Source organism: Microbacterium bandirmense (assembly GCF_037204185.1).
In the GTDB taxonomy this organism is placed as follows: domain Bacteria; phylum Actinomycetota; class Actinomycetes; order Actinomycetales; family Microbacteriaceae; genus Microbacterium; species Microbacterium bandirmense.
The window spans coordinates 20,106-41,515 of the sequence record NZ_JBBDGM010000014.1; the positions used below are offsets into that span (position 1 = coordinate 20,106).

General features: G+C 68.3%; 24 protein-coding genes. 16 read left to right on the forward strand and 8 right to left on the reverse strand.

The window, feature by feature from the left end; translation table 11 throughout:
* The first annotated feature begins 7 nt into the window (after positions 1 to 7).
* Together WDU99_RS14255 and WDU99_RS14260 are read left to right on the forward strand one after the other, a co-directional pair.
* Entirely contained in the window at positions 8 to 463 is a 456-nt protein-coding gene (locus WDU99_RS14255; RefSeq protein ID WP_337333122.1) for a hypothetical protein, read from the forward strand.
* Positions 464 to 526: 63 nt separating this feature from the next.
* Positions 527 to 862 (forward strand): potassium transporter Trk, encoded by a 336-nt coding sequence (locus WDU99_RS14260; RefSeq protein WP_337333123.1) that lies wholly within the window; start codon positions 527 to 529, stop codon positions 860 to 862.
* On the opposite strand, the gene WDU99_RS14265 is transcribed toward WDU99_RS14260, so the two are convergent.
* Positions 859 to 1,458 (reverse strand): zinc-binding alcohol dehydrogenase, encoded by a 600-nt coding sequence (locus WDU99_RS14265; RefSeq protein WP_337333124.1) that lies wholly within the window; start codon positions 1,456 to 1,458, stop codon positions 859 to 861. The genes WDU99_RS14260 and WDU99_RS14265 overlap by 4 nt on opposite strands.
* Positions 1,459 to 1,502: 44 nt before the next feature.
* The gene (locus tag WDU99_RS14270; protein WP_337333125.1) at positions 1,503 to 1,805 is read right to left on the reverse strand and encodes a hypothetical protein; all 303 of its coding nucleotides are present in this window, start codon (positions 1,803 to 1,805) and stop codon (positions 1,503 to 1,505) included.
* Between the two features lie 203 nt (positions 1,806 to 2,008).
* Between WDU99_RS14270 and purM the strand changes: the two genes are divergently transcribed.
* The 6 genes from purM (at position 2,009) to WDU99_RS14300 (ending at position 8,295) form a co-directional block, all read left to right on the forward strand.
* On the forward strand, positions 2,009 to 3,127 hold the full coding sequence (gene purM / locus WDU99_RS14275; RefSeq protein WP_337333126.1) for a phosphoribosylformylglycinamidine cyclo-ligase: 1,119 nt from the start codon (positions 2,009 to 2,011) through the stop codon (positions 3,125 to 3,127).
* A gap of 39 nt (positions 3,128 to 3,166) precedes the next feature.
* Complete coding sequence (gene purF, locus WDU99_RS14280; RefSeq protein WP_337333127.1) at positions 3,167 to 4,633, forward strand: amidophosphoribosyltransferase; 1,467 nt, start codon at positions 3,167 to 3,169, stop codon at positions 4,631 to 4,633.
* Positions 4,630 to 5,940 carry an MFS transporter gene (locus WDU99_RS14285; protein WP_337333128.1) on the forward strand — a complete coding sequence of 437 codons (1,311 nt, stop codon included), beginning with the start codon at positions 4,630 to 4,632 and terminating at the stop codon, positions 5,938 to 5,940. The genes purF and WDU99_RS14285 overlap by 4 nt, the downstream gene beginning before the upstream one ends.
* Before the next feature lie 60 nt (positions 5,941 to 6,000).
* Positions 6,001 to 7,152 carry an ATP-binding protein gene (locus WDU99_RS14290; protein ID WP_337333129.1) on the forward strand — a complete coding sequence of 384 codons (1,152 nt, stop codon included), beginning with the start codon at positions 6,001 to 6,003 and terminating at the stop codon, positions 7,150 to 7,152.
* Positions 7,153 to 7,330: 178 nt separating this feature from the next.
* Positions 7,331 to 7,783 carry a hypothetical protein gene (locus tag WDU99_RS14295; protein ID WP_337333130.1) on the forward strand — a complete coding sequence of 151 codons (453 nt, stop codon included), beginning with the start codon at positions 7,331 to 7,333 and terminating at the stop codon, positions 7,781 to 7,783.
* Positions 7,784 to 7,971: 188 nt separating this feature from the next.
* Positions 7,972 to 8,295, forward strand: a complete 324-nt coding sequence (locus WDU99_RS14300; RefSeq protein WP_337333131.1) for a type II toxin-antitoxin system VapC family toxin — start codon at positions 7,972 to 7,974, stop codon at positions 8,293 to 8,295.
* An 80-nt stretch (positions 8,296 to 8,375) separates the two neighbouring features.
* On the opposite strand, the gene WDU99_RS14305 is transcribed toward WDU99_RS14300, so the two are convergent.
* Together WDU99_RS14305 and WDU99_RS14310 are read right to left on the reverse strand one after the other, a co-directional pair.
* Complete coding sequence (locus WDU99_RS14305) at positions 8,376 to 9,212, reverse strand: MOSC domain-containing protein (protein WP_337333132.1); 837 nt, start codon at positions 9,210 to 9,212, stop codon at positions 8,376 to 8,378.
* 94 nt (positions 9,213 to 9,306) lie between these two features.
* Complete coding sequence (locus WDU99_RS14310; protein WP_337333133.1) at positions 9,307 to 9,492, reverse strand: DUF3073 domain-containing protein; 186 nt, start codon at positions 9,490 to 9,492, stop codon at positions 9,307 to 9,309.
* 151 nt (positions 9,493 to 9,643) lie between these two features.
* On the opposite strand from WDU99_RS14310, the gene WDU99_RS14315 reads away from it, so the two are divergent.
* Positions 9,644 to 10,186: a universal stress protein gene (locus tag WDU99_RS14315; protein ID WP_337333134.1), complete on the forward strand. Its 543-nt coding sequence runs from the start codon at positions 9,644 to 9,646 to the stop codon at positions 10,184 to 10,186.
* A 15-nt stretch (positions 10,187 to 10,201) separates the two neighbouring features.
* Here the strand turns inward: WDU99_RS14315 and WDU99_RS14320 are convergent, their stop codons facing one another.
* The 3 genes from WDU99_RS14320 to WDU99_RS14330 form a co-directional block, all read right to left on the reverse strand.
* Positions 10,202 to 10,834 (reverse strand): PadR family transcriptional regulator, encoded by a 633-nt coding sequence (locus WDU99_RS14320; protein WP_337333135.1) that lies wholly within the window; start codon positions 10,832 to 10,834, stop codon positions 10,202 to 10,204.
* Positions 10,831 to 11,670 (reverse strand): DUF4097 family beta strand repeat-containing protein, encoded by an 840-nt coding sequence (locus WDU99_RS14325; RefSeq protein WP_337333136.1) that lies wholly within the window; start codon positions 11,668 to 11,670, stop codon positions 10,831 to 10,833. Before WDU99_RS14325 ends, WDU99_RS14320 begins: the two co-directional genes overlap by 4 nt.
* Positions 11,671 to 11,830: 160 nt before the next feature.
* Positions 11,831 to 12,412, reverse strand: coding sequence for a hypothetical protein (locus WDU99_RS14330; RefSeq protein WP_337333137.1), 582 nt, complete (start codon positions 12,410 to 12,412; stop codon positions 11,831 to 11,833).
* A 184-nt stretch (positions 12,413 to 12,596) separates the two neighbouring features.
* Between WDU99_RS14330 and WDU99_RS14335 the strand changes: the two genes are divergently transcribed.
* The 3 genes from WDU99_RS14335 to WDU99_RS14345 all read left to right on the forward strand — a co-directional run bounded on the left by WDU99_RS14335 (position 12,597) and on the right by WDU99_RS14345 (position 15,549).
* Complete coding sequence (locus WDU99_RS14335) at positions 12,597 to 13,112, forward strand: hypothetical protein (RefSeq protein WP_337333138.1); 516 nt, start codon at positions 12,597 to 12,599, stop codon at positions 13,110 to 13,112.
* A 63-nt stretch (positions 13,113 to 13,175) separates the two neighbouring features.
* Complete coding sequence (locus tag WDU99_RS14340; RefSeq protein WP_337333139.1) at positions 13,176 to 13,976, forward strand: MerR family transcriptional regulator; 801 nt, start codon at positions 13,176 to 13,178, stop codon at positions 13,974 to 13,976.
* A 187-nt stretch (positions 13,977 to 14,163) separates the two neighbouring features.
* Entirely contained in the window at positions 14,164 to 15,549 is a 1,386-nt protein-coding gene (locus WDU99_RS14345; protein WP_337333140.1) for a flavin monoamine oxidase family protein, read from the forward strand.
* On the opposite strand, the gene WDU99_RS14350 is transcribed toward WDU99_RS14345, so the two are convergent.
* Positions 15,470 to 16,186 (reverse strand): Pr6Pr family membrane protein, encoded by a 717-nt coding sequence (locus tag WDU99_RS14350; RefSeq protein ID WP_337333141.1) that lies wholly within the window; start codon positions 16,184 to 16,186, stop codon positions 15,470 to 15,472. The genes WDU99_RS14345 and WDU99_RS14350 overlap by 80 nt on opposite strands.
* Positions 16,187 to 16,304: 118 nt before the next feature.
* On the opposite strand from WDU99_RS14350, the gene WDU99_RS14355 reads away from it, so the two are divergent.
* From WDU99_RS14355 to WDU99_RS14370, 4 genes are all read left to right on the forward strand, one after another.
* Positions 16,305 to 16,697 (forward strand): fluoride efflux transporter FluC, encoded by a 393-nt coding sequence (locus WDU99_RS14355; RefSeq protein WP_337333142.1) that lies wholly within the window; start codon positions 16,305 to 16,307, stop codon positions 16,695 to 16,697.
* Positions 16,694 to 17,053, forward strand: coding sequence for a fluoride efflux transporter FluC (locus WDU99_RS14360; protein ID WP_337333143.1), 360 nt, complete (start codon positions 16,694 to 16,696; stop codon positions 17,051 to 17,053). The genes WDU99_RS14355 and WDU99_RS14360 overlap by 4 nt, the downstream gene beginning before the upstream one ends.
* A 72-nt stretch (positions 17,054 to 17,125) precedes the next feature.
* Positions 17,126 to 17,689, forward strand: coding sequence for a TetR/AcrR family transcriptional regulator (locus WDU99_RS14365; RefSeq protein WP_337333144.1), 564 nt, complete (start codon positions 17,126 to 17,128; stop codon positions 17,687 to 17,689).
* Between the two features lie 33 nt (positions 17,690 to 17,722).
* The gene (locus WDU99_RS14370; RefSeq protein ID WP_337333145.1) at positions 17,723 to 21,355 is read left to right on the forward strand and encodes an efflux RND transporter permease subunit; all 3,633 of its coding nucleotides are present in this window, start codon (positions 17,723 to 17,725) and stop codon (positions 21,353 to 21,355) included.
* The last annotated feature ends 55 nt before the right edge of the window (positions 21,356 to 21,410 follow it).

The window sequence follows — 21,410 nt, forward strand, 5'->3', positions numbered from 1 at the left end:
TCGGCGTATGAAGTGGATCTCGGGCTGCGTGCTCGTCGCCTTCGGCGTGCTGATGCTGGCCGGATGCTCGAGTGCGACTGCCACGTCGGCCGAGGTGCAGCAGTGGATGTCCGATCGGTCGGCTGAGTCGGGCGATTCGCTCGCCAGCATGGCCGGTCTCGCCCTCAAGGCGAGCGACGTCGCCGATCGCACCCTGGACGACCTCGGTGACCAGGTGCGCATCGATTTCGGAGAGCCGGTGCGTATCGCCGATGTCGAGTTCACGTGTTTCGGCGCCGAGGTCATGGACGTCAGCGTGTACGCCGAGTCGGGGTCGGGCGTCGTCGGCACCGGTGCGACCGATGTGCGCTGCGACGATGGCATCATCGGCATCGACACCGGCGTCGACGATCGCGTCAGCGCGCTGGCCGTGGTCGGGATCAGCGAGGCCGGTGCCGGTGCGTGGGCAGTCACGGTCCGCTGAGCCGCCGCTGAACCGTCTGCCCACCGGGGTCCGCTCATAGCCACGCCGTGGGAGAATAGGGGCATGTCCCGCAGCACCACACCCCAGACCGTCGAGGCGACGGTGCGCCCGGTTCCGCGCTACGGCGTGTTCATCGGACTCGGAGTCGTGCTCGGCATCCTCGTCGCGGCGATCCTCACCGCGGTCGGCAGCTACGAGCCGTCGAGGGTGCTCGACGTCGTCTACCCTCCCGGGCAGGTGTTCGGCTTCGCGCTGCTGTGGACCGTGCCGATCGGCATCGCCCTCGGTGGCGGCGTCGCGCTGATCCTCGATCGTCTCGCGCGCAAGCGCGCGCGTGTGGTTCGGGTGCAGCACGAGCGCATCGCCGAAGCGGATGTCGACACCGGCACCTCTGCCTAAGCCAGTTCCCCGATCACGGGACGCATGGCCGCATCGAAGGCGACCACGTCGCGGCGCAGCCCGTCGGTGACGGCAACGCTCAGCGATCCGATCCACCAGATTCCGCGCTGGGTGAACGGCAGCACCTGCACATTGAGCTCGAACGAGTGCGCCCGCCGTCCGACTTCGCGTTCGAACTCGGCGATGGCGCTGGCGTACGCGCGGTAGGCGTTGCCGGAGGAGCTGACCGAGTCGACATAGCGGTTGTGGGCGCTCTGCGCGAAGCGCAGTGCGACGTCGGCGTGGGGTGCGATCGCCTCGCGCAGCTCCTCGGCGCCCGTGGTCGGCAGCGCGACCAGGGTGTCGAAGCCGTCGACGAGGTCGAGCGGCACGTCGGAGCGGTGTGCGCGCGGCTCGACGGTCATGTCCCAGTACTCGCGCCACTGGCTCTCGAGCGCGTCGCTGACGTCGGTGGCGTCGGGTGGGCGCACGTCGAGTCCGCGCAGGCTGGGCAGATCGTCGGGAGATCGGATGCCGATCAGCTGGCGCACCGCGAGGGCGACGAGCACTGAGGTGCCCGAGTCCTCGCGGATGAGCCATTGCGGCTTGTCGACCATGGCCCCATCGTAGGGTCCTCGCGTCGGGTTGTGGGGTTGTCGCGTCAGCGGCGCCGCGCGAGGATGCGGCGACGCAGCCGCTCGCGCCGCCGGGACGGCGGATGGGTGGCATCCACCAGCGCCTGGCGCGCTGCCGCGAGAGTCGGGTAGCTGCCGATGCGACGGCTGTGGCTGTCGTGGACGATGTGGATGCTGCGGTCGACGGTCACGAAACCGGCGAACTCGCCCTGATTGGTCGCGACGAAGACGTCGTGGTCGGCCTGCTGCCAGGCCAGCTCCGTGGAGCCGATGGTCGATTCGCTTTCGGTGGGCGCGCCGGGGCGCGCGGAAGTGTCGGTACTGCTCATGTTTCTTGCTCTTCTCGGGCGGCACGCTGCCGCCCTCATGCGGTCGGACGTCTCAGATTCGCGTCGGTGCGGATCCGGTTGTTCGTGCCCTGACCGGGATGTGCGCTGCGCCGGTGAGATTCGGCGGAACTTCGCGCAACCCATAACTTTAGCAGATCGGTCACGCGACCTGAGCGACACGCGCGGGCCGGTAGGCTGTAGGGGTGGCAGAATCCTCCACCAATCCCTATGCCCAGGCCGGTGTCGACACCGCGGCCGGTGACCTCGCCGTCGAACTCATGAAGGCCTCCGTGCGCGCGACGCACGGCCCCGAGGTGCTCGGCGGAGTCGGCGGTTTCGCCGGCATGTTCGACGCCAGCGCGCTGCTCGGCTATCGGCGCCCGCTGCTGGCATCCAGCACAGACGGCGTCGGCACGAAGGTCGCGATCGCACAGGCCATCGACAAGCACGACACGATCGGGCAGGACCTGGTCGGCATGGTCGTCGACGACATCGTCGTGGTGGGCGCGAAGCCGCTGTTCATGACCGACTACATCGCGTGCGGCAGGGTCGTGCCCGAGCGCATCGCCGACATCGTGCGCGGCATCGCCGAGGCGTGCTCGGCGACGGGCACCGCGCTGGTCGGCGGAGAGACCGCCGAGCACCCCGGCCTGCTCGGCCCGCGCGACTACGATGTGGCGGGAGCGGCGACGGGCGTCGTCGAGGCGGATGCTGTGCTCGGGGCGGATCTGGTGCGTGACGGCGATGCCGTGATCGCGCTCGCCTCCAGTGGTCTGCACTCCAACGGCTACTCGCTCGTGCGTCACATCGTCTCGAACGCCGGCATCGGCTACGGCGACAACGCCGCCGACTTCGGCACCACCTGGGGCGAGGCGCTGCTCGAGCCGACGCGACTGTACACGACGCCGCTGCTGACGCTCATCGATCAGCTGCCGGCGGGCAGCATCCACTCGCTCAGCCATGTCACCGGCGGCGGCATCGCCGCCAACCTCGCCCGTGTGCTGCCGCAGGGCAGCTGGGCCGAGGTCGACCGCTCGACCTGGTCGCCGAGCACCGTCTTCCGGGTGCTGGCCGAGATCGCCGGCACCCCTCTCGTCGACACCGAGGGCACATGGAACCTCGGCATCGGCTTCCTCGCCGTCGTCGAGGCCTCGCAGAAGGATGCTGCCATCGCGCAGATCGAGGCGCAGGGCATTTCCGCGTGGCAGGTCGCGACCGTGCGCACCGGAGCCCGTCCGTCGGGCGACTTCGAAGAGGGCGCCAAGGGCGTCGACGGCGGAGCCGTGCGGCTGGTCGGCACCTACGCGGACAGCGCACGCTGACGCGCACCCCCACTGACAGAACGGATGAAGTAGAACCCCATGTGCGGCATCGTCGGAATGGTCGCAGGCGGCCCCGTCAACCAGGACATCTACGACGCCCTGCTGCTGCTGCAGCACCGCGGTCAGGATGCCACCGGCATCGCCACCGTCGAGTCGAGCGGTGTGATGCACATGGCGAAGGCCGAGGGCATGGTGCGCGAGGCGTTCCGCACCCGCGACATGCGCGCGCTGCTGGGCAACGTCGGCCTCGGCCACGTGCGCTACGCCACGAAGGGCACCGCCTCGAACGAGGAGGAGATGCAGCCGTTCTATGTCAACGCGCCCTACGGCATCGTGCTCATCCACAACGGCAACCTCACCAACACCCGTGAGCTGACCGCCGACATGGCGCATCGCGACCGCCGGCACCTGAACTCGTCCAGCGACACCGAGCTGCTGCTGAACGTGCTCGCCGGCGAGCTGCAGACCTCCACGTCGACGGTCGACCTCGATCCCGACCGCATCTTCGACGCCGTCGAGCGCGCGCACTCCCGCATCGAGGGGGCGTACGCGGTGATCGCGATCATCGCCGGGTACGGTCTGCTCGCGTTCCGCGATCCCTTCGGCATCCGTCCGCTGATCCTGGGGCGTCGCAAGGCGGCCGCGCCCGGTGACGCAGATGAGTGGGTCGTCACCAGCGAATCGCTGGTGCTCGAGAACGCCGACTACGAGATCGTGCGCGAGGTCGAGCCCGGTGAGGCGGTGTTCATCACCAACGACGGCGAACTGCACACGCGCCAGTGCGCCGAGACCACGCAGCTGACGCCGTGCGCCTTCGAGTACGTGTATCTCGCACGCCCCGACAGCGTGATGAACGGCGTCTCGGTGTACGAATCGCGTCTGCGGATGGGCGACAGGCTGGCCGACACGATCGCCAAGCACGTGCCGCTCGATGAGATCGACGTGGTCATGCCGATCCCCGACTCGTCGCGACCGTCGGCCATGGAGGTCGCCCGCAAGCTCGGCAAGGAGTACCGCGAGGGCTTCTACAAGAACCGCTACGTCGGCCGCACCTTCATCATGCCCGGCCAGGCGGTGCGCAAGAAGAGCGTGCGGCAGAAGCTGAACGCCATGTCGACGGAGTTCCGCGGCAAGAACGTGCTGCTGATCGACGACTCGATCGTGCGCGGCACGACCAGCAAGCAGATCATCCAGATGGCGCGGGACGCCGGTGCCAAGTCGGTCATCTTCGCGTCGGCTGCGCCGCCCGTGCGCTATCCGCACGTGTACGGCATCAACATGCCGTCCAAGCACGAGCTGATCGCGCACGGACGCACGATCCCCGAGATCGCGGAAGAGCTCGGCGCCGATCGCATGGTCTATCAGGAGGTCGACGACCTCAAGGCCGCGATCATCGAGGGCTCCGAGCTGACCGATCTCGACATGAGCTGCTTCGACGGCCGGTACATCACCGGCACCGTCACCGACGAGTACCTCGACTGGGTCGAGAAGTCGCAGTCGTCATGACCGGTTCGGGCGCGCGGTGGCGGGGTCGCACGCTCGCGCTGCTGGGCATCCTGCTGTGCGCGTTCTCGCTGCGCTCGGCGGTGGCATCCCTCTCGCCGGTCATCGACCTCATCGGCTACGACTTCACGGTCTCCCCGACCGTGCTCGGCGTGATCGGCACGCTGCCGCCGGCATGCTTCGCGCTGTTCGGTCTGCTCACGCCGCTGCTCGAGCGGCAGCTCGGAATCGAGCGGGTGACGGTGCTGGCGCTTCTGGCGATCGCCGTCGGCCTCGTGTGGCGGGGCCTGGCGGGCGAGTCGATCGGACTGCTGCTCGCGTCGACGCTGATCTTCGCAGGCATCGGCATGGGGAACATCCTGCTGCCGCCCCTGGTCAAGAAGTACTTCCCCGATCGCATCGGGCTGATGATGACGCTGTACACCACGGCGATGGCGTTCTCGACGTTCGTGCCGCCGTTGGTCGCCGTGCCGGTGGCGAATGCCGTCGACTGGCGCTTCTCGCTGGCGATGTGGGGAGTGTTCGCGCTCGCCGGTGCGATCCCGTGGATCCTGATCCTGATCCGGCCCGCAGCCTCCCGGTCATTGAGTGAGCGCGGCGAAGCCGAGCGAGACGAAATGCCGGCCACGGGTGCGCCGGCAGCATCCGACGACGACGCGCTCACCGGCCCCATCCCCACCTCTCCCACGACTCGCCGTCTGTTCGCCCGTCTCGCGCGAATCCCGCTCGTGTGGGCGCTGGCGTTCACGTTCGGCACGTCGTCGACGATGGCGTACGTGTCGTTCGCGTGGCTGCCCGCGATCGTGACCGACCTGGTCGGGGTCAACGCCGCGACCGCCGGGTTCATGCTGTCGCTCTTCGCGTTCATCGGCTTGCCAGCCTCGTTGCTGGTGCCGGTGCTGGTCGTACGATTCCAAGCAACTCGTCCGCTGTTCATCGTCGGTTCGGCCGGGGGACTCGTAGGCGTCTTCGGGCTGCTGCTCGCGCCCATCCCGGCCCTGCTGCCGCTGTGGATGGCGCTGTTCGGTGTTGTGGGAGTGCTGTTCCCGCTGTCGCTCGTGCTGATCAGCATCCGATCCCGCACCTCGGAGAGTGCGGTGCTGCTCTCGAGCTTCGTGCAGAGCGTCGGGTACATCTTCGCGGCGGTGTTCCCGCTGCTGGTCGGTGTGCTGCACGACGTGAGCGATGGGTGGACGATTCCGCTGCTGATCGTCGCCGGTGTGCTGATCGTCACGTTCCCGGCCGGGATGGTCGCCGGTCGGCGACGCACCATCGAAGACGAGTGGGAGCACCGGCACGGGAGCTGGTGATCGGACCGTAGGCATGCAATTCCCCCAGTGACTGGTGGAATTGCATGGTAGCTTTAGGTGATGATCACCCGAGCGCAATCGGAGAAGGAGCTCGCCGACGCGATCCGCCGTTCCCCGGTCGTATTGCTCGTGGGCGCTCGCCAGGTCGGCAAGACGACTCTTGCGCGCACGTTCGTGCAGCCGGGAGCCGCAAACTACTTCGATCTCGAAGACCCGATAGATCTCGCTCGTCTGTCCGAGCCGATGCTGGCTCTGCAGCCGCTCCGCGGTGTCGTGGTGATCGACGAGGTTCAACGTCATCCTGATCTGTTCCCGGTACTGCGTGTTCTCGCTGATCGCCCCGGTGATCCTGCGACTTTCCTTGTCCTCGGCAGTGCATCGCCCGATGCGCTGCGGCAATCGGCGGAGTCGCTTGCGGGGCGCGTCGAGGTGATCGAGCTTCCTGGGTTGGGTGCAGCCGACGTCGACGATGTCGACAAGGTGTGGATCCGTGGCGGATATCCGAGATCCACTCTCGCGGCGACCGAAGAAGACTCGATGCGGTGGCGCCGGTCGTACATCCGCACGCTCGCCAGTCGTGATCTGCGCGAATTCGGACTCACATTGCCCGCCGCGAGCATTGAGCGATTCCTTGCGCAGCTCGCTCAGCATCAGTCGAATCTCTGGAACGCAGCCTCGACGGCTCGCGCGCTCGGCATAGGAGAATCAACGGCCAGACGGTACGTCGACGGGCTGAACGATGCGATGTTGGTTCGCACGCTCAAACCGTGGACGGTCAATGCCGGCAAGCGGCTCATCCGCACGCCGAAGGTGTTTCTGCGCGATACCGGATTGCTGCATGCCCTGTGGGGAGTCGATTCGGAAGATGCACTGCGGCGTCATCCGGGGATCGGTGCGTCATGGGAGTCCCTTGCCGTCGATGAGGTGCTCCGTCGCGCAGACGATGCTGCGCTCTACTTCTGGCGCACCAGCAATGGCGCAGAGGTGGATCTGGTCCTCGAGCGATTCGGTTCGCGCAACGGCTTCGAGATGAAACGGACGGATGCTCCGCGGCTGACATCTTCGATGGTGTCGGCACTTGAAGACTCGGCGTTGGCTCTCGAGCACCTATGGGTACTGTATCCCGGCAACCGGCGGTACTCGCTGAACGAGCGTGCGACAGCGTTGCCATTGGGGGACCTGCTCAGCGTCACGTCGATCGACGATCTGTGAACGATCCGCCTCTGAGGCATCTTTAATGCGTCAACGCGATGCTGGACGCACCTCCTGGAATGGGCTACCTTCTTCGGGAAGCGCTGGAGCTTACACGCTTCTTGCGAAGGCTGGCAGTGGTTGCATCCCGTCGGGGTGGGGTGGGGCAAGGGCGCGACGCAGTTCCTAGGAGATCGCCATGAATCGCCTTGCAGTCAAGACCGTTGGCGTCGGCGTGCTCGTGCTGGCGCTCGGAGTTGTGGGTGGTGCAGCAGTGGCCGCGGTCCCCGCCCTCTTCGCACCGGCGAACGTGAGCGGTGGTGACATCGAGACGACCCCCATGCCCGCTCCCACATACGGCGTGAACACTCGCGGCGAGTCCTTCGGTTCGTCGGCAGACGCTCGCACGCCTGCCGAGGAGCCTGACCTGATCCGAGCTGAAGCGCGAAACGGCAAGGTGGGGTATGTGCGAAGGACCGAACTGGAGGCTGCCGATGGCACGGCAGCCATGAAGACGTTCGGGTCGCCCGACGATGCGCTCGCGTGGCAGAGGAAGAACGCTGGTGCGGACGTGAGCATTCCGGTCTATCTAGAGGATGGCGTGACGGTGATCGGCGACTTCCTCGTGACCGCTGATCTGCCAGGGCAATAGCCTGGCGGGAAGCGCAGGACATGGTCTGGTCAGGTTGACCAGACCACGCGAGACTGTACACATGAACGTGACGGTCAATGTGCAGCGGCGATCCCTCTGACCCGCTGGACGCCGCTGGATGAGTCGATACCTGCTGGACACACACTTGTTGCTGTGGCTGGCAACCGATCCGGCACAGGTCCCGAGGCTTGCGTGATGAGCTCGGCGCGACCGACGAGATCTTCCTCGCGGCAGCGAGCGCGTGCGAGATCGCGCAGAAGTCGCGGCTGGGACGACTGCCGCACGGTGAGTGTCTGCTGGCGCGTTGGACGCATCTGCGAGAGGCTCTGCTTGCCACCGAACTTCCTCTGAGCGTCGAGCACATGCGCGAGGCAGACGAGCTCGCGTGGGAGCATCGAGACTCGTTCGATCGGATGCTGGTCGCGCAGGCGCGTCTGGACGGGCTGGTGCTCGTAACGAAGGACGAGCGGATTCTCGCCTTCGAGGAGGTGCCCTGCACGCGCTGGGAGTGACTCCGGTTCGATCTGCGCACGGCATGCGCAGATCGAGGCTCTCGCTGTCGGCTCCAGATGTGACGGGGAACGCCCCGGCCTCAGCCGAAGGTGACCTCGTCGCCGACGCGGATCGTGCCGCCAGCGCCTGAGTCGTCGCCGACGGCGCCGGTGACGCCACCTGCCTGGGACTGGAGCAGCAGCAGGCGCCCGAGGGTCGGCTTGTCCTGCCCGAGCGAGCGGGTGAGGGTGGTGAGCACCTTCGCATCCCGGATGCCCGTGTCGGGATTCGCATGGGTGGCCAGGCACCGCACGATCGGGCCCTCGGCGGTGAAGCGCACATCGCCGATGCGGACCTCGCCCTCCCACGAGAGCTCGTCCCAGGCATCCGCGCCATCGATCACCACGTTCGAACGGAATCGGCGGTCATCGACCTGCTGGCCGAGCGCACCGCTGAGGGCGTCGACGCTCGCCTCACTGTGCACGCTGACGAACCCGCGGGCGCGATCCTGGAACCGTGCGCGCACGCCGTCGCCGACCAGTGCGAGCGGCAGTCGGCCCTCGCGCTGCAGCAGCTTCCACTCGGGGGAGTCGAGCACGAACGCGGTCATGATCTCGGCGAGTTCGGCGCGGCCCTCGGTGTCGAGCGTCGAATCGACCAGCAGGTAATCGTCGTGCATGATCCGCACGCGTCGCGCCTCGCCGTCGTACGACACCCGCAGCGCAGCCAGCGACGGAAACGACTCCAGGGCGAGGCCCTTTGACTTCGGCCAGTAGTCCAGACCGTCGCGGTGCTCGGGCTCGGCGGCCTCCGCGAAGCGGAACGCGAGCACCCGATCTCCGGCGATGCGGCCGTCGGGCTGAACCGTCAGCTCATCGCAGCGCTCGGGGGTGAGCCCCTTGATCGGATGACGGTAGAGCGCGGCGACATGGGGCATCCGCCCATTCTGCCGGGTGCGCCGAGCGACGACGAAACCCTGGTCGACTCAGCGGATGCCGGTCGCCAGGGTGTCTGTCGTGCGAAGAAGAGGATCAGGCCCTTTCGAGCTCATCCTCGTCTTCGTCTTCGTACATGTCGGCCCACTTGTCGACGTACTGATCGTCGGACGACGGATGCCCGAGTTCACTCTCCAGGGCGGAGAAGTTCACATCCGGACTGTACGACTTGAGTTCGCGAGCAATCTTCGTGTGCTTCGCCTTCTGACGGCCACGGCCCATGCGCGAGACCCCCTTTTACGAGTTCAGCAGCGGGCTGTGCAAGGCCCGATGATATTCACGGCACCGGCTCGAGGCCGGTAAGAGTAGCATTCAGGATAGCACGCACGCCAGAGCATCAGGCCGTCCTGCGGCCCCTAGCGGAAGGACCGACATGACGGATTCCACGCCTGCAGCATCCGACGAAGCTGCTCAGAACGCCGCCCTGCAGAAGGCGGTCATCGTCGGCCTTCAGCCGGGACAGCCTGCGCACGTGCTCGAAGAGGCGCTGCGCTATGCGAAGCTGCTCGGCTCGCCCCTCGTCGTGGTGCATGTCGACGTCACCCGGTTCGTCACATACGAGGATCCTGACGGCTACGTGCACTCCGCGCCCATCGATCTGAACCTCGACGCCGGCGTCGCCGAGTTCGAGGACGTGCAGGAGGCTGCCGAGCAGCAGCTGAAGACCACCGACATCGTGTGGACGGCCCGCCAGCTGGTCGGAGATCCCGCCCTGGCGATCAAGCAGCTCGCCGAGAAACTCGACGCGCAGCTGATCGTCGTCGGCACGCGCAAGCGCGGGCTCGGCGAGTCGATCCGCGAGTTCTTCACCGGATCGGTCGCCGCGCGCCTCGCGCACCGTCAGTATCGCTCGGTGCTCGTCGTTCCGCAGGAGGAGCCGGTGCCCGACGAGCAGGAAGACGTCTGGAGCGAGTAGCCCCGACCGGAGTGCTCAGCTGCCATCCCGCACGCTGAGTGCGCGGGTGACCGCGTGGGCCGCGTCGTCCAGCGCCCTCTCGAGGTCGGTGACGACCGATGCCGCGACGGCGCCTCCCCGCGCCACGTGCGTGCGCAGGTCGGTGCGCACCTGCGCCCGGAACGCGTTGATGGCGGCATCCGCCCGCTGCAGCTGCTCGCGGCTGCTCGCCCGCTCGTCGTTCATGCCCTCCGAACGGGCGCGCTGCTTGGCGGCGCGCTTCTCCTCCTGGGCGGCGGTGGCGAGGTCGGCCCGCAGGCTGCGCATCGCCTCCTGCACGCTCTGGCGCACCTCGCTCGCGATCAGACGCACCGAGTCGGCGAGTCCCTCCTCGATGTCCTCCAGCTCGCTCTCGCGCGTCGTGAGCTCTGCGCGCCCTGCATCGGTGATCGCGTAGATGGTGGTGCGGCCGTCGACGGTCTTGGTGACCAGCCCCTCTTCCTCGAGCTTTGCGAGGCGAGGGTAGATCGTGCCCGCGCTGGGGGTGTAGGTGCCGCCCGTGCGGTCGGTGAGCGCCTGGATGATGCCGTAGCCGTGCTGCGGAGCCTCGGCGAGCAGCGAGAGCAGGTAAAGGCGCAGGTCGCCGTGTGAGAAGACCGCGGGGCTCATGATTCCCACTCCGCGTCGTCGGCGACCGAGACCTGGGGCCGGCGCAGCACGGTGATGCCGCCCGAGACCGAGTTGGCGCGCACGTCGACGAAGCTGCCGGCGAGTTCGCCCTTCTGGCCGGTGTAGTTGCTGGGGCCGCCGCTGGAGCGCTGCTCGCCGTCGACGATGAGCTTTCCGCTCATGCTGCGCAGCACGTAGTTGGCCGGGAGGGTCTCGTCGAGGCGGATCTTCGTACCGCCGGAGACGGTGTTGAGGTTCACGGTGTTCATGTCGCCGATGGCGTCGATGAGCACGTCGCCCGAGACGGTGTCGACGGTCGCCTTGCGCATCGTGCCGGTCACGGCCACGTCGCCCGAGACGCTGTTGGCGTTGATCGAGCCGACCAGGCCGCGCACCTGCACGTCACCCGAGACGGAGTTCACGGTGAGGTCGCCGGTGATGCCGTCGGCGATGATGTCGCCCGAGACGGTGTTCAGCTTGGCGTCGTTGCGGATGCCCGAGACGAGTGCGCCGGCGCTGACGACGCCCAGGGTGAGCGCGATGGCGCGCGGGACGGCGATGCTGATCTCGGCCTTGGGCCCGCCGGCGCCGAAGTTGCGGAACACCTCGAGGAAGTTGTCCCAGCCGATCTGGGGGTGGTCGATCTCGACCTGGGTTCCGTCGGACTCGACGCGCAGGTCCTTGATGGTGACGCCGTGCACTTCGATGCGGATGCCCGGTTCGTCGTGTGCCACGACGTCGACCTGTCCGCCCACGAGCCCGACCTTGAGCTTGGATGCGGAGGCGATGTCGATGACGCGTTCCTCGCCGGGGGCGATGAGCCACTTCTCGGTCATGTCGTACTCTCCTTGTTGGCGGCGATATCGAGATATATCGCGTTGAGACCGACCATAACACGATATATCTCGATTGCACCAGTCGTGCTGTCTGGGCATCCACTGAGAAGCGGCACCCCACCGAGAGGTGAGGTGCCGCTTGTGGCCTTGCGTTAGTCGGTCACGGAATGTCGCTGTACACCACTTCGCTGCTGATGAGGTTGTTGCCGGTGTCGGGGTCGTTCACTCCGGCGGGGGCGGCGATGCTGACGGTGAAAGGGCCGAGATCCTCCGCCCACGGCAGCGGGTCGACATCGTCGAACGTGACGGTGAAGGGCACGCCCTCCAGGTATCCGCCGGGCGGGATCGCCGGCAGCGTGTATGTCGAGGTCTGCATGTTGCCTGTCGTGGACGTGCTCGTCGCGGTGAGCACCTCGTCCTGAGGCATGAGGGTGACGACGGGGTTGGGCAGGATGCGGATGTCCGACGAGACGGTCAGAACCGTGCCGGCGGGAACCTCGGCGACCTCGGAGTATGCCTCCCAGCCGGATCCGGCGGTGAGCTGCCACTGGCGGGTGCCCTCCGGGTTGGTCGTACCGACCGAGCCACCCGCTGACGGTGCCAGCATCAGGTCGATGCTCTCACTGGCAGAACTCGCCGGCGCGGCAAGTGCGACGGTGAGAGCAGGAACCGACCACGCGGCGACCTTCAGCGCGCGGCGTCGGGTCAGCCCGGTCGACGTGGTCTCGATCGTCTCAGGCATGAATGAGCAGTCCTCCGGTTCGGGCGCTGTGCAGGTCCACTCTCCCCGCGGACCTCGGCCGAGATCACTCTAGGGGATGGAAGAGCGCGATCTGGCCCGACGGCCAGGAAAACACCTGAAGTGGGGAGAGGTACCCACTTCAGGCGCACTGACACGCCAGGTGCGGTGCTCGTATTCTGGGGCTGTGCCTGAAGAGAGTCAGGAATCTACCGCCGCGCGCCTGCTGCGTGCGAGCTTCGCCACCGAGGAAGCGGTCTACGGCGTCATCCTCGTCGCCGGCATGACCGCCGTCTCGGGCGTGCACGGTGCCACGTCGCTGCAGGTGTTCGCGACGGTGCTGGTGACCGTGCTGGTCTTCTGGCTGGCTCACCTCTACGCGGGGACAGTCGCCGGTCACGGGCTGGAACAGGGGCGCGTCGTGGGACTGCGCACATCGTTCCGGCGGGCGCTGAAGCGCTCGCTCGGGCTGCTGCTGTCGTCACTGATCCCGCTCGCGATCCTGCTGTTCGGAGCCACGCGTCTCATCGAGGATCGAACCGCGATCTGGCTGGCGCTGTGGATGTGCGTGCTGGTGCTGGCGGTGCTCGGGTACATCGCCTTTCACCGTCGCCGCGCACCATGGCCGATCCGCATTCTCGGGTCGCTCACCACTGCCGCGTTCGGCATCGTGATCATCCTTGCGAAGGCGTGGATCCACTGAGCGCCTTGACATTGACGCAACGTCAACTTCTACCGTGGAGATATCGACGGAAGGAGGAATGCCATGGACTGGTCGATCCAGGAGATCGCCCGAATGGCGGGCACGACGAGCAGAACGCTGCGGCACTACGACGACATCGGTCTGCTCCCGCCCACCCGCATCGCCGGCAACGGCTATCGGCACTACGACCAGGCGGCGCTGGTGCGTCTGCAGCGCATCCTGCTGCTGCGCGAGCTCGGGCTCGGCCTGCCGCAGATCGCCGAGGTGCTCGATCCGCCTGACGGGTCCCTGGGTCTGTCGACGGGCCGGACATCCGAGGCGACCGCCCTCGAGACGCACCTCGCCTGGCTGCGCCAGGAGCAGGAGCGGATGCAGCGGCAGATCGCCTCCGTCGAATCAACCATCACCGCACTTCGAGAAGGAGAAGAACTCATGGCAGAGAGCATGTTCGACGGCTTCGACCACACACAGTACAAGGACGAGGTCGAGAGCCGCTGGGGCAAGAAGGCCTACGCCGACAGCGACCGCTGGTGGCGCGGAATGAGCGCAGATGAGCGCACCGCCTGGCAGCAGCGGGTCGCCGACCTGGGCGCCGACTGGATCGCGGCCGCTGAACGCAGTGTCGACCCGGCATCCGACGAGGCGCAGGCGCTGGCCCGCCGCCACGTCGACTGGCTCACCGGGATCCCCGGCACCCCCGCGCACCGGCCGGACGGCGATGTGAAGGGGTACGTGCTGGGCCTCGGCGAGATGTACGTCGCCGACCCGCGCTTCGGCGCCAACTACGCCACGAGCGAGGGCGGCACCGCCGGTGCGGAGTTCGTCCGCGATGCACTGCGGATCTACGCGGAGGGGAACCTCTAGCCCGCTGCGCGGGCACGGCGCCAGGCCCTGTGCCTGCCCTAGGACCTCACCCGTTCCGGAGGAGATCGCACGGATTGAAGGGCGGATTTCAGCATCCGCTCCTCCGTTTCGTGAGATCTCCTCCGTTTCGTGCACGCGCCACCGAGGAAGACGGCGGAAAGTTCGAGCCGGGTAGTCTGGCTTCACGATGAGCATCACTCGCCGATCCCTGCTCGTCGGCGCCGGCACCGGCGCCGTCGCGGTGCTGCTCGCCGCGTGCACCCCCGAGCCCAAGCCCAAGCCGACCCGCACGACCACGCCCGGGCCGAAGCCCTCGGCACCGGCCAACGTGCCGGTGCCTGCGGGATGGGCGCGATCGACCTGGTCGACCGACCCCTACTCGTTCGGGGCCATCAGCTACCTGCCCGCGGGCGCCGACCCGACGCACCGCGACACCCTCGCCACCCCTGTGCTCGACCGGGTCTTCTTCGCCGGCGAGGCCACTGACGCGAACAGCTCGGGCACCGTGCTCGGGGCCATCGACTCGGGGCGCCGTGCGGGCCTGGGAGTGCTCGCGGCAGCATCCGACGCTGAGCGCATCGCCGTGATCGGCGCCGGCGCGGCCGGTGTCGCCGCCGCGCGCATCATCGCCGATGCGGGCCACCCGGTGACGATCTTCGAGGCGCGCGAGCGCACCGGCGGGCGACTGCTCACCCAGAGCGACGACGACTGGCCCGTCCCCGTGCAACTCGGCGCGTGGCTGATCGGCGAAGACGACGTGGCCGCACTCGACAGCCGGCTCATCACCATCAGCGACAAGCGCATCCGCCTCGACACCGCGGTGGGCTGGTCGGCCGAGGGCGCGACCGACTCCATTGACGACACCCCGATCGCCCAGGCCATCGAGCACGCCAGCACTCTGCCGACCGACGTGCCGCTCGCCGGCGCACTCGAAGCCGACGGCGCTGACCCGACCGAGCCCGCACTTGCCGCGGCGCTGGCCTGGCTGGCCGCCACGACGGGCGCCGACCCGACGCGGGCATCCAGCTGGTATCCGCCCGAGTTCTCCCCCGACGCCCTCAACGGCCTGACCGGAGATCTCAGCGCCTTCATCGACGACAACCTCAGCGAGATCGATGTCACCCTCGCCTCGCCGGTGGTGCGGGTCGCGTACGATGACCGCGGCGTCAGCCTGCGGATGGGTACCGGCGAATCGCTGTCGTTCGATCGGGTGATCGTCACCGCTCCGCTGGGAGTGCTGCAGCAGCAGGGCATCGAGTTCGCGCCGGCCCTGCCGTTCGAGCACCGCGGCGCGATCGCCGACCTCGCCGCCGGCTACATCGAGACCGTGTGGATGCGGTTCGACGAGCCGTTCTGGGATGCGGAGGAGACCATCTGGCATGTCGTCGGGGGAGACGGCCCGATCCGCACCTGGCTCAACCTGCAGCCCGTCACCGGTGAGCCGGTGCTCGTCGGGCTGGTCGGGGGCGAACCCGCAGCCGAGTTCGCCGCGCTCAGCTCGCAGGACGCGAAGGTCGTCGCACGGGCGTCACTGACGTTCTTCGCACCGCAGCCGGACGAGCCGGAGAACTGACCGGCGGCGGCGCGACCGTCGTGCGCAGCCGGCTGATCACGACGAGTCCCGCCGCGACGAGCGCGAAGATCGACAGTGCGACGCCGCAGCTGGCGATCATCTCGGGGATGCCCGAGACCTGGCGCGGGTCGAGGAAGTAGTACGGGTACCAGCCGATCACCCCGCCGCGCCAGATCGTGAACACGCCCCAGACGACCGGATACAGCAGCACGAACGGCACCACGCGCCACGACGCGCCGCGCCGTCCGGGCCCGATCGCCCATGCCAGGATCGACCACGCCGGCAGCACGAAGTGCAGCACGACATCCGACCAGGGCACCGTGATCGGGATGCCGCGCACACCGGCCTGCCACACGATCAGGGCGAACGCGAGCCCGGCCGTCACCGTCCAGCTGAGCACCAGCGCCCGAGCCGTCGTCAGCCAGAGCGGGTCCTCGTCGTGGCGCAGGGCGATCAGCCCGGCGATCATCGCGAGCACCGCGAAGGCCGAGTTCGACTGGATCGTCAGATACGCGAAGAAGTTGTCGCCGGCGATCGTCTGCGCGCCCATGCCCCACAGCATCCGATGCGCGAGCGCGACGATGCACACGACCGCAGCGAGCAGACGCGACCATCCGAAGATCCTTCTCGTCAGCACTCGGGCGTCGTCCTCCTTGCGCTGTGCGGTGGTGCGTGCGGGGGTCCGCAGGATCTCCCGAGTCTACGGAATGGTGCCGGATGCCGATCTCAGGCGACCCGCCGATAGAGTGACGCAGGTGAGCACCCCGGCACCTGCACGCACCGTGCTGCGCCGCGCCGCGCTCGCCGCGGCGGGCGGGACGATCGGCACCGCCGCGCGCCTCGCGTTGGCACTGCTGATTCCCGGCGCCGCGCTGAGCGTGCTCGTCGCGAACGTGGTGGGCTCGCTGCTGCTCGGGATGCTGGTCGCGCGCCTGCCGGCTGTCGACCTGCGCATCTTCCTCGGCACCGGGGTGCTGGGCGGCTTCACGACGTACAGTGCGTTCGCGGTCGACGCGGTCGCCCTGTGGACGACCGCTCCCGCCCTCGGCATCGGCTACGTCGTCGCGAGCATCGTGATGGGTCTCGCCGCGGCTGCGCTCGGCCTGAAGATCGGCCGCGGGCGCGGCGGACGGGAGGCGGAAGCGTGAGCCCGCTCGTCTTCGCGCTCGCCGCCGTGTGCGGCGGTCTGGGTGCGGGTGTGCGCTACCTCATCGACACCGGCGTCGCTCGTCTGGTGGGCACTCGATTCCCGTGGGGAGTGATGCTCATCAACATCACCGGCTCGTTCGCGCTGGGGATCGTCGTCGGCGCGCTGCCGGAGGCGGCCTTCGTCGTCGGCGCCGGATTCCTCGGCGGGTATACGACGTTCAGCACCGCGATGGTCGACACCGTGGCGTTGTGGCGGGACGGCGAGCGTCGGGCGGCGCTGCTGAATGCGATCGGGATGCTGGCCGCCGGGGTCCTCGCAGCCCTCGCCGGCCTGGCGCTCGGCGCCGCCCTGTGACGCCGGACGCGATCACGCTCCCAGCCCGCTCCAAGTCCCGAAATGTACAAATGTACAGAAAGGGGAGCGGGGATGACCGAAGCTGCAGTGCGCCGCAGGCGCGATCCGGAGACCCGGCGCCGCGCCATCGTCTCCGCTGCAGCCGAGCTGATCGTCGAGATCGGCGTCGGCGCCGTGACCCATCGTCTCATCGCAGCGCGTGCGGGTGTGCCGCTCGGGGCCACCACTCAGTACTTCGCCACGCTGGATGATCTGCGCGCCGAAGCACTGCGGTTCCTCGTCGCGGAAGTGGATGCCCGCATCGACGGCATCCGATCCGACCTCGACGAACGGGGCACGACGCCCGCCGTGCTCGCCGAGCTGCTCGCGCGGGGCCTCGCCGACGCACACGCGCTCGAGGCCGACCGCGCCGTGGTGACCGCTGCGGTCAACGACCCGCAGCTGCGCGAGCTCGCCCGCCGCTGGTCGCAGCAGATGGCCGGCTTCCTGGTCGCCGACTTCGGACCGCAGCGGGCGACCGCCGCTGCGATCTTCATCGACGGCGTCTTCTGGCACTCCCGCATCAATGACGAGCCGCTCTCGATGGCCTTCCTCGAGTCCGCCCTCGCCGACATCCTCGGCACCACGACCACCTGACCCGCCACGCAACACCGACCCAGAGAAACGCACATGTCGAAACTCTCCGTCCTGAGTCTGCGCAACCGCGCACTCATCGCGCTCATCACGATCGTGGCCGCCGTCTTCGGCGGGCTCGCGCTCACCAACCTCAAGCAGGAGCTGATCCCCTCGCTCGAGCTGCCGGCGCTGGTGGTCATGACCAGCTACCCCGGCGCTTCGCCCGAGGTCGTCGAGAACGACGTGTCGACTCCGATCGAACAGGCCGTGCAGGGGGTGCCGGGGCTGGAGTCGACCACGGCCACGAGCACCACCAATGCCTCGGTCGTGCAGGCGATGTTCACCTACGGCACCAATCTCGCCACTGCCGAGCAGAAGATGCAGCAGGCGATCAACCGCATCGGCCAGCAGCTGCCGGACGACGTCGCCCCGCAGGTGCTCTCAGTGTCGATCGACGACTTCCCCGTGATCCAGGTCGCCGTGACCGGCTTCGATGACGCCGAATCCGCGCAGGCCGACCTCGAGAAGGTCGTGATCCCCGAGATCGAGGATGTCGAGGGAGTCAACGCTGCCGAGATCGTCGGCGGCGTCGGCCAGCGGGTCACCATCACCCCCGACGATGCGAAGCTGGCCGAGCATCAGGCGACCCCGCAGATGATCACGCAGGCGCTGCAGCAGAACGGCGTGCTGTTCCCCGGCGGATCCATCACCGAGGGCGATGACACCTTCACCGTGCAGACCGGGGCGAAGATCTCGTCGGCCGACGAGATCGCACAGCTGCCGCTGGTCGGCACGGATGCCACGATCGGAGAGGTCGCATCGGTTGCGCAGGAGGCCGATCCAGTCACCTCGATCTCACGCGTGGACGGCCAGGACGCCCTGTCGATCGCCGTGACGAAGCTGCCGGCCGCCAACACCGTCGAGGTGTCGACAGGTGTGCTCGCCGCGCTCGACGATCTTCGCGAGTCGTTCCCGGATGCCGAGTTCACGGTCGTCTTCGACCAGGCGCCGTTCATCCAGCAGTCCATCGAGACGCTCGCGGTGGAGGGTCTGCTCGGTCTCGTGTTCGCCGTCGTCGTGATCCTGGTGTTCCTGCTGTCGATCCGATCGACGCTCGTCACCGCGATATCGATCCCGACCTCGGTGCTGATCACCTTCATCGGGCTGCAGGCATTCGGCTACTCGCTGAACGTGCTCACGCTCGGCGCGCTCACGATCGCGATCGGCCGCGTCGTCGACGACTCGATCGTCGTCATCGAGAACATCAAACGACATTACGTCGAGGGGGCCGACAAGGGGGAGGCGATCCGCCTGGCCGTGCGCGAGGTGGCATCCGCCATCACCGCCTCGACGATCACGACGGTCGCGGTCTTCCTGCCGATCGTGTTCGTCGGCGACATGGTCGGCGAACTGTTCCGTCCGTTCGCGATGACCGTCACGATCGCGATGGCGGCCTCGCTGCTCGTGGCACTGACCATCGTGCCGGTGCTGGCGTACTGGTTCCTCAAGCCAGGCAAGCCGCTGATCGACGAGAACGGCAACCGCGTCGACCCCGAGGCGCCGGAGGCGCCCCCGACGCCGCTGCAGCGGATGTACCGTCCGATACTGTCGTGGACCCTGAAGCACTCGCTGACCACGGTGGCGCTCGCCGTCGTCGTGCTGGCCGGGACCCTGGCCTTGGCACCGCTGATGAAGGTGAACTTCCTGAGCGACTCCGGTCAGAACACCATGACCGTCACGCAGGACCTCGGCCCGACGGCCAGCCTGCAGGCGAAGTCCGACGCGGCCGAGAAGGTCGAGGATGCCCTCTCGGACGTCGATGGCATCGAGCACGTGCAGGTGTCGATCGGCTCGAGCGGATCGTCGCTGATGGATGCCTTCTCGGGTGGTGCCGGCGTCACCTACTCGATCATGACCGATTCCGACGTCGACCAGGAGCAGCTGCGGGCCGACGTGCAGGAGGCCGTGGACGGCCTTGACGACGTCGGAGAGATCTCGGTCGCCGGTGCCGCCGGATTCGGTTCGACCGACATCGCCGTGACGGTGACCGCCGCCAACGGCGATGACCTGCAGACGGCGACCGCCGCGCTGGTCGACGAGCTCGAGGGCCGCGACGGCATCGGCCAGGTCACCGACAACCTCGCCGCCTCGCTGCCCTACATCGCCGTGGTCGTCGACCGTGAGGCCGCCGCGGAGCGCGGGCTGAGCGAGGTCGCGGTCGGGTCGATGGTGTCGAACGCCATGCGTCCGCAGCAGCTCGGATCGGTCGAGATCGACGACAGCGCGCTGACCGTGTACCTCGCCGCCGCAGAGCCGCCGACCACGGTCACGGCGCTGCAGGAGCTGGTGATCCCGACCGCGCTCGGCCCGGTCGAGCTGCAGGACGTCGCGACCGTCGAGCAGCGTGAGGGACCCACCTCGATCACCACCCAGCAGGGGACGCGCACGGCCACCGTGACGGTGCCGCCGGCATCCGACGACCTCGCCGTGGCGACCGCCTCGGTGACCGCGGCCATGGAGGCCGTCGAGCTGCCATCCGGCGCCGACGTCGAGATCGGCGGCGTCGCCTCGCAGCAGTCCGACGCGTTCTCGCAGCTCGGCCTCGCGATGCTCGCGGCGATCCTCATCGTGTACGTGGTGATGGTGGCGACGTTCAAGTCGCTGCGTCAGCCGCTGCTGCTGCTCGTGTCGGTGCCGTTCGCGGCGACCGGTGCGATCCTGCTGCAGATCGTCACGGGCGTTCCGCTCGGCGTCGCCTCGCTGATCGGTGTGCTGATGCTGATCGGCATCGTGGTGACCAACGCGATCGTGCTCGTCGACCTGGTGAATCAGTATCGCGAGAAGGGGCTGTCGGCGCACGACGCGGTGATGGCCGGTGGTGAGAAGCGTCTGCGGCCGATCCTGATGACCGCGCTCGCGACGATCTTCGCGCTGACGCCGATGGCGCTGGGCATCACCGGGCACAGCGGGTTCATCTCGCAGCCGCTCGCGATCGTCGTGATCGGCGGCCTCGTGTCGTCGACCGTGCTGACGCTGATCGTGCTGCCGACCCTGTACAACCTCGTCGAGGGTGCCCGTGAGCGTCGCGCCGCGAAGCGCGCCGGTCGTGACGGCGGACCGGATGGCGACGGCCCCGGTTCGGGCGGTGACGGTTCCGACGGCTCCGATGGCGGCGGTCGCGCGGGTGCGGCCGCGGTGCCGAGCGCGGCTGCTGTGCCGGTCGCGGCGGTGCCGGCGGGTGCGGCTGCGGTGAGCGCATCGGATGCTGATGCCGAGCCGGCCGGGAACGCGACGCCGACGGATGCGCCTCGTGCGTCGGATGGCGCTGAGTCTGCTGCCGAACCGGGTGTTGCCGAACAGGGTGCTGCCGAACCTGCCGGCGACGTGGCTGCTGCGCCCGGAGTTTCGGATGCTGCGCCCGCCGGCATTCCGGATGCTGAGCCGGCTGCGCAGCCCGGTGCCGAGCTGGCGACGGCCGAACCGGCAGCCGCGGTGGTCGTGCCGGTGCGCGCCGGCGATCCGATGGTGGCGGCGGCTGCGGCGGCCTCCGCGGCCGCAGCTGCGGCCTCAGCGGCTGCAGCGGCAGCATCCGTCGTTGCGACCGTCGCCGCCGAGAGCGCGGAGCGCCAGCCCACACGGCGCGAACTGCGCTCGCGCGGACTGCCGACGGCCAATCAGGTCGACTGACCCGTCTTCAGGTCGTCGTTTCTCCCGCCGTGCCGCTCGGCAGGCGGGCGAGACG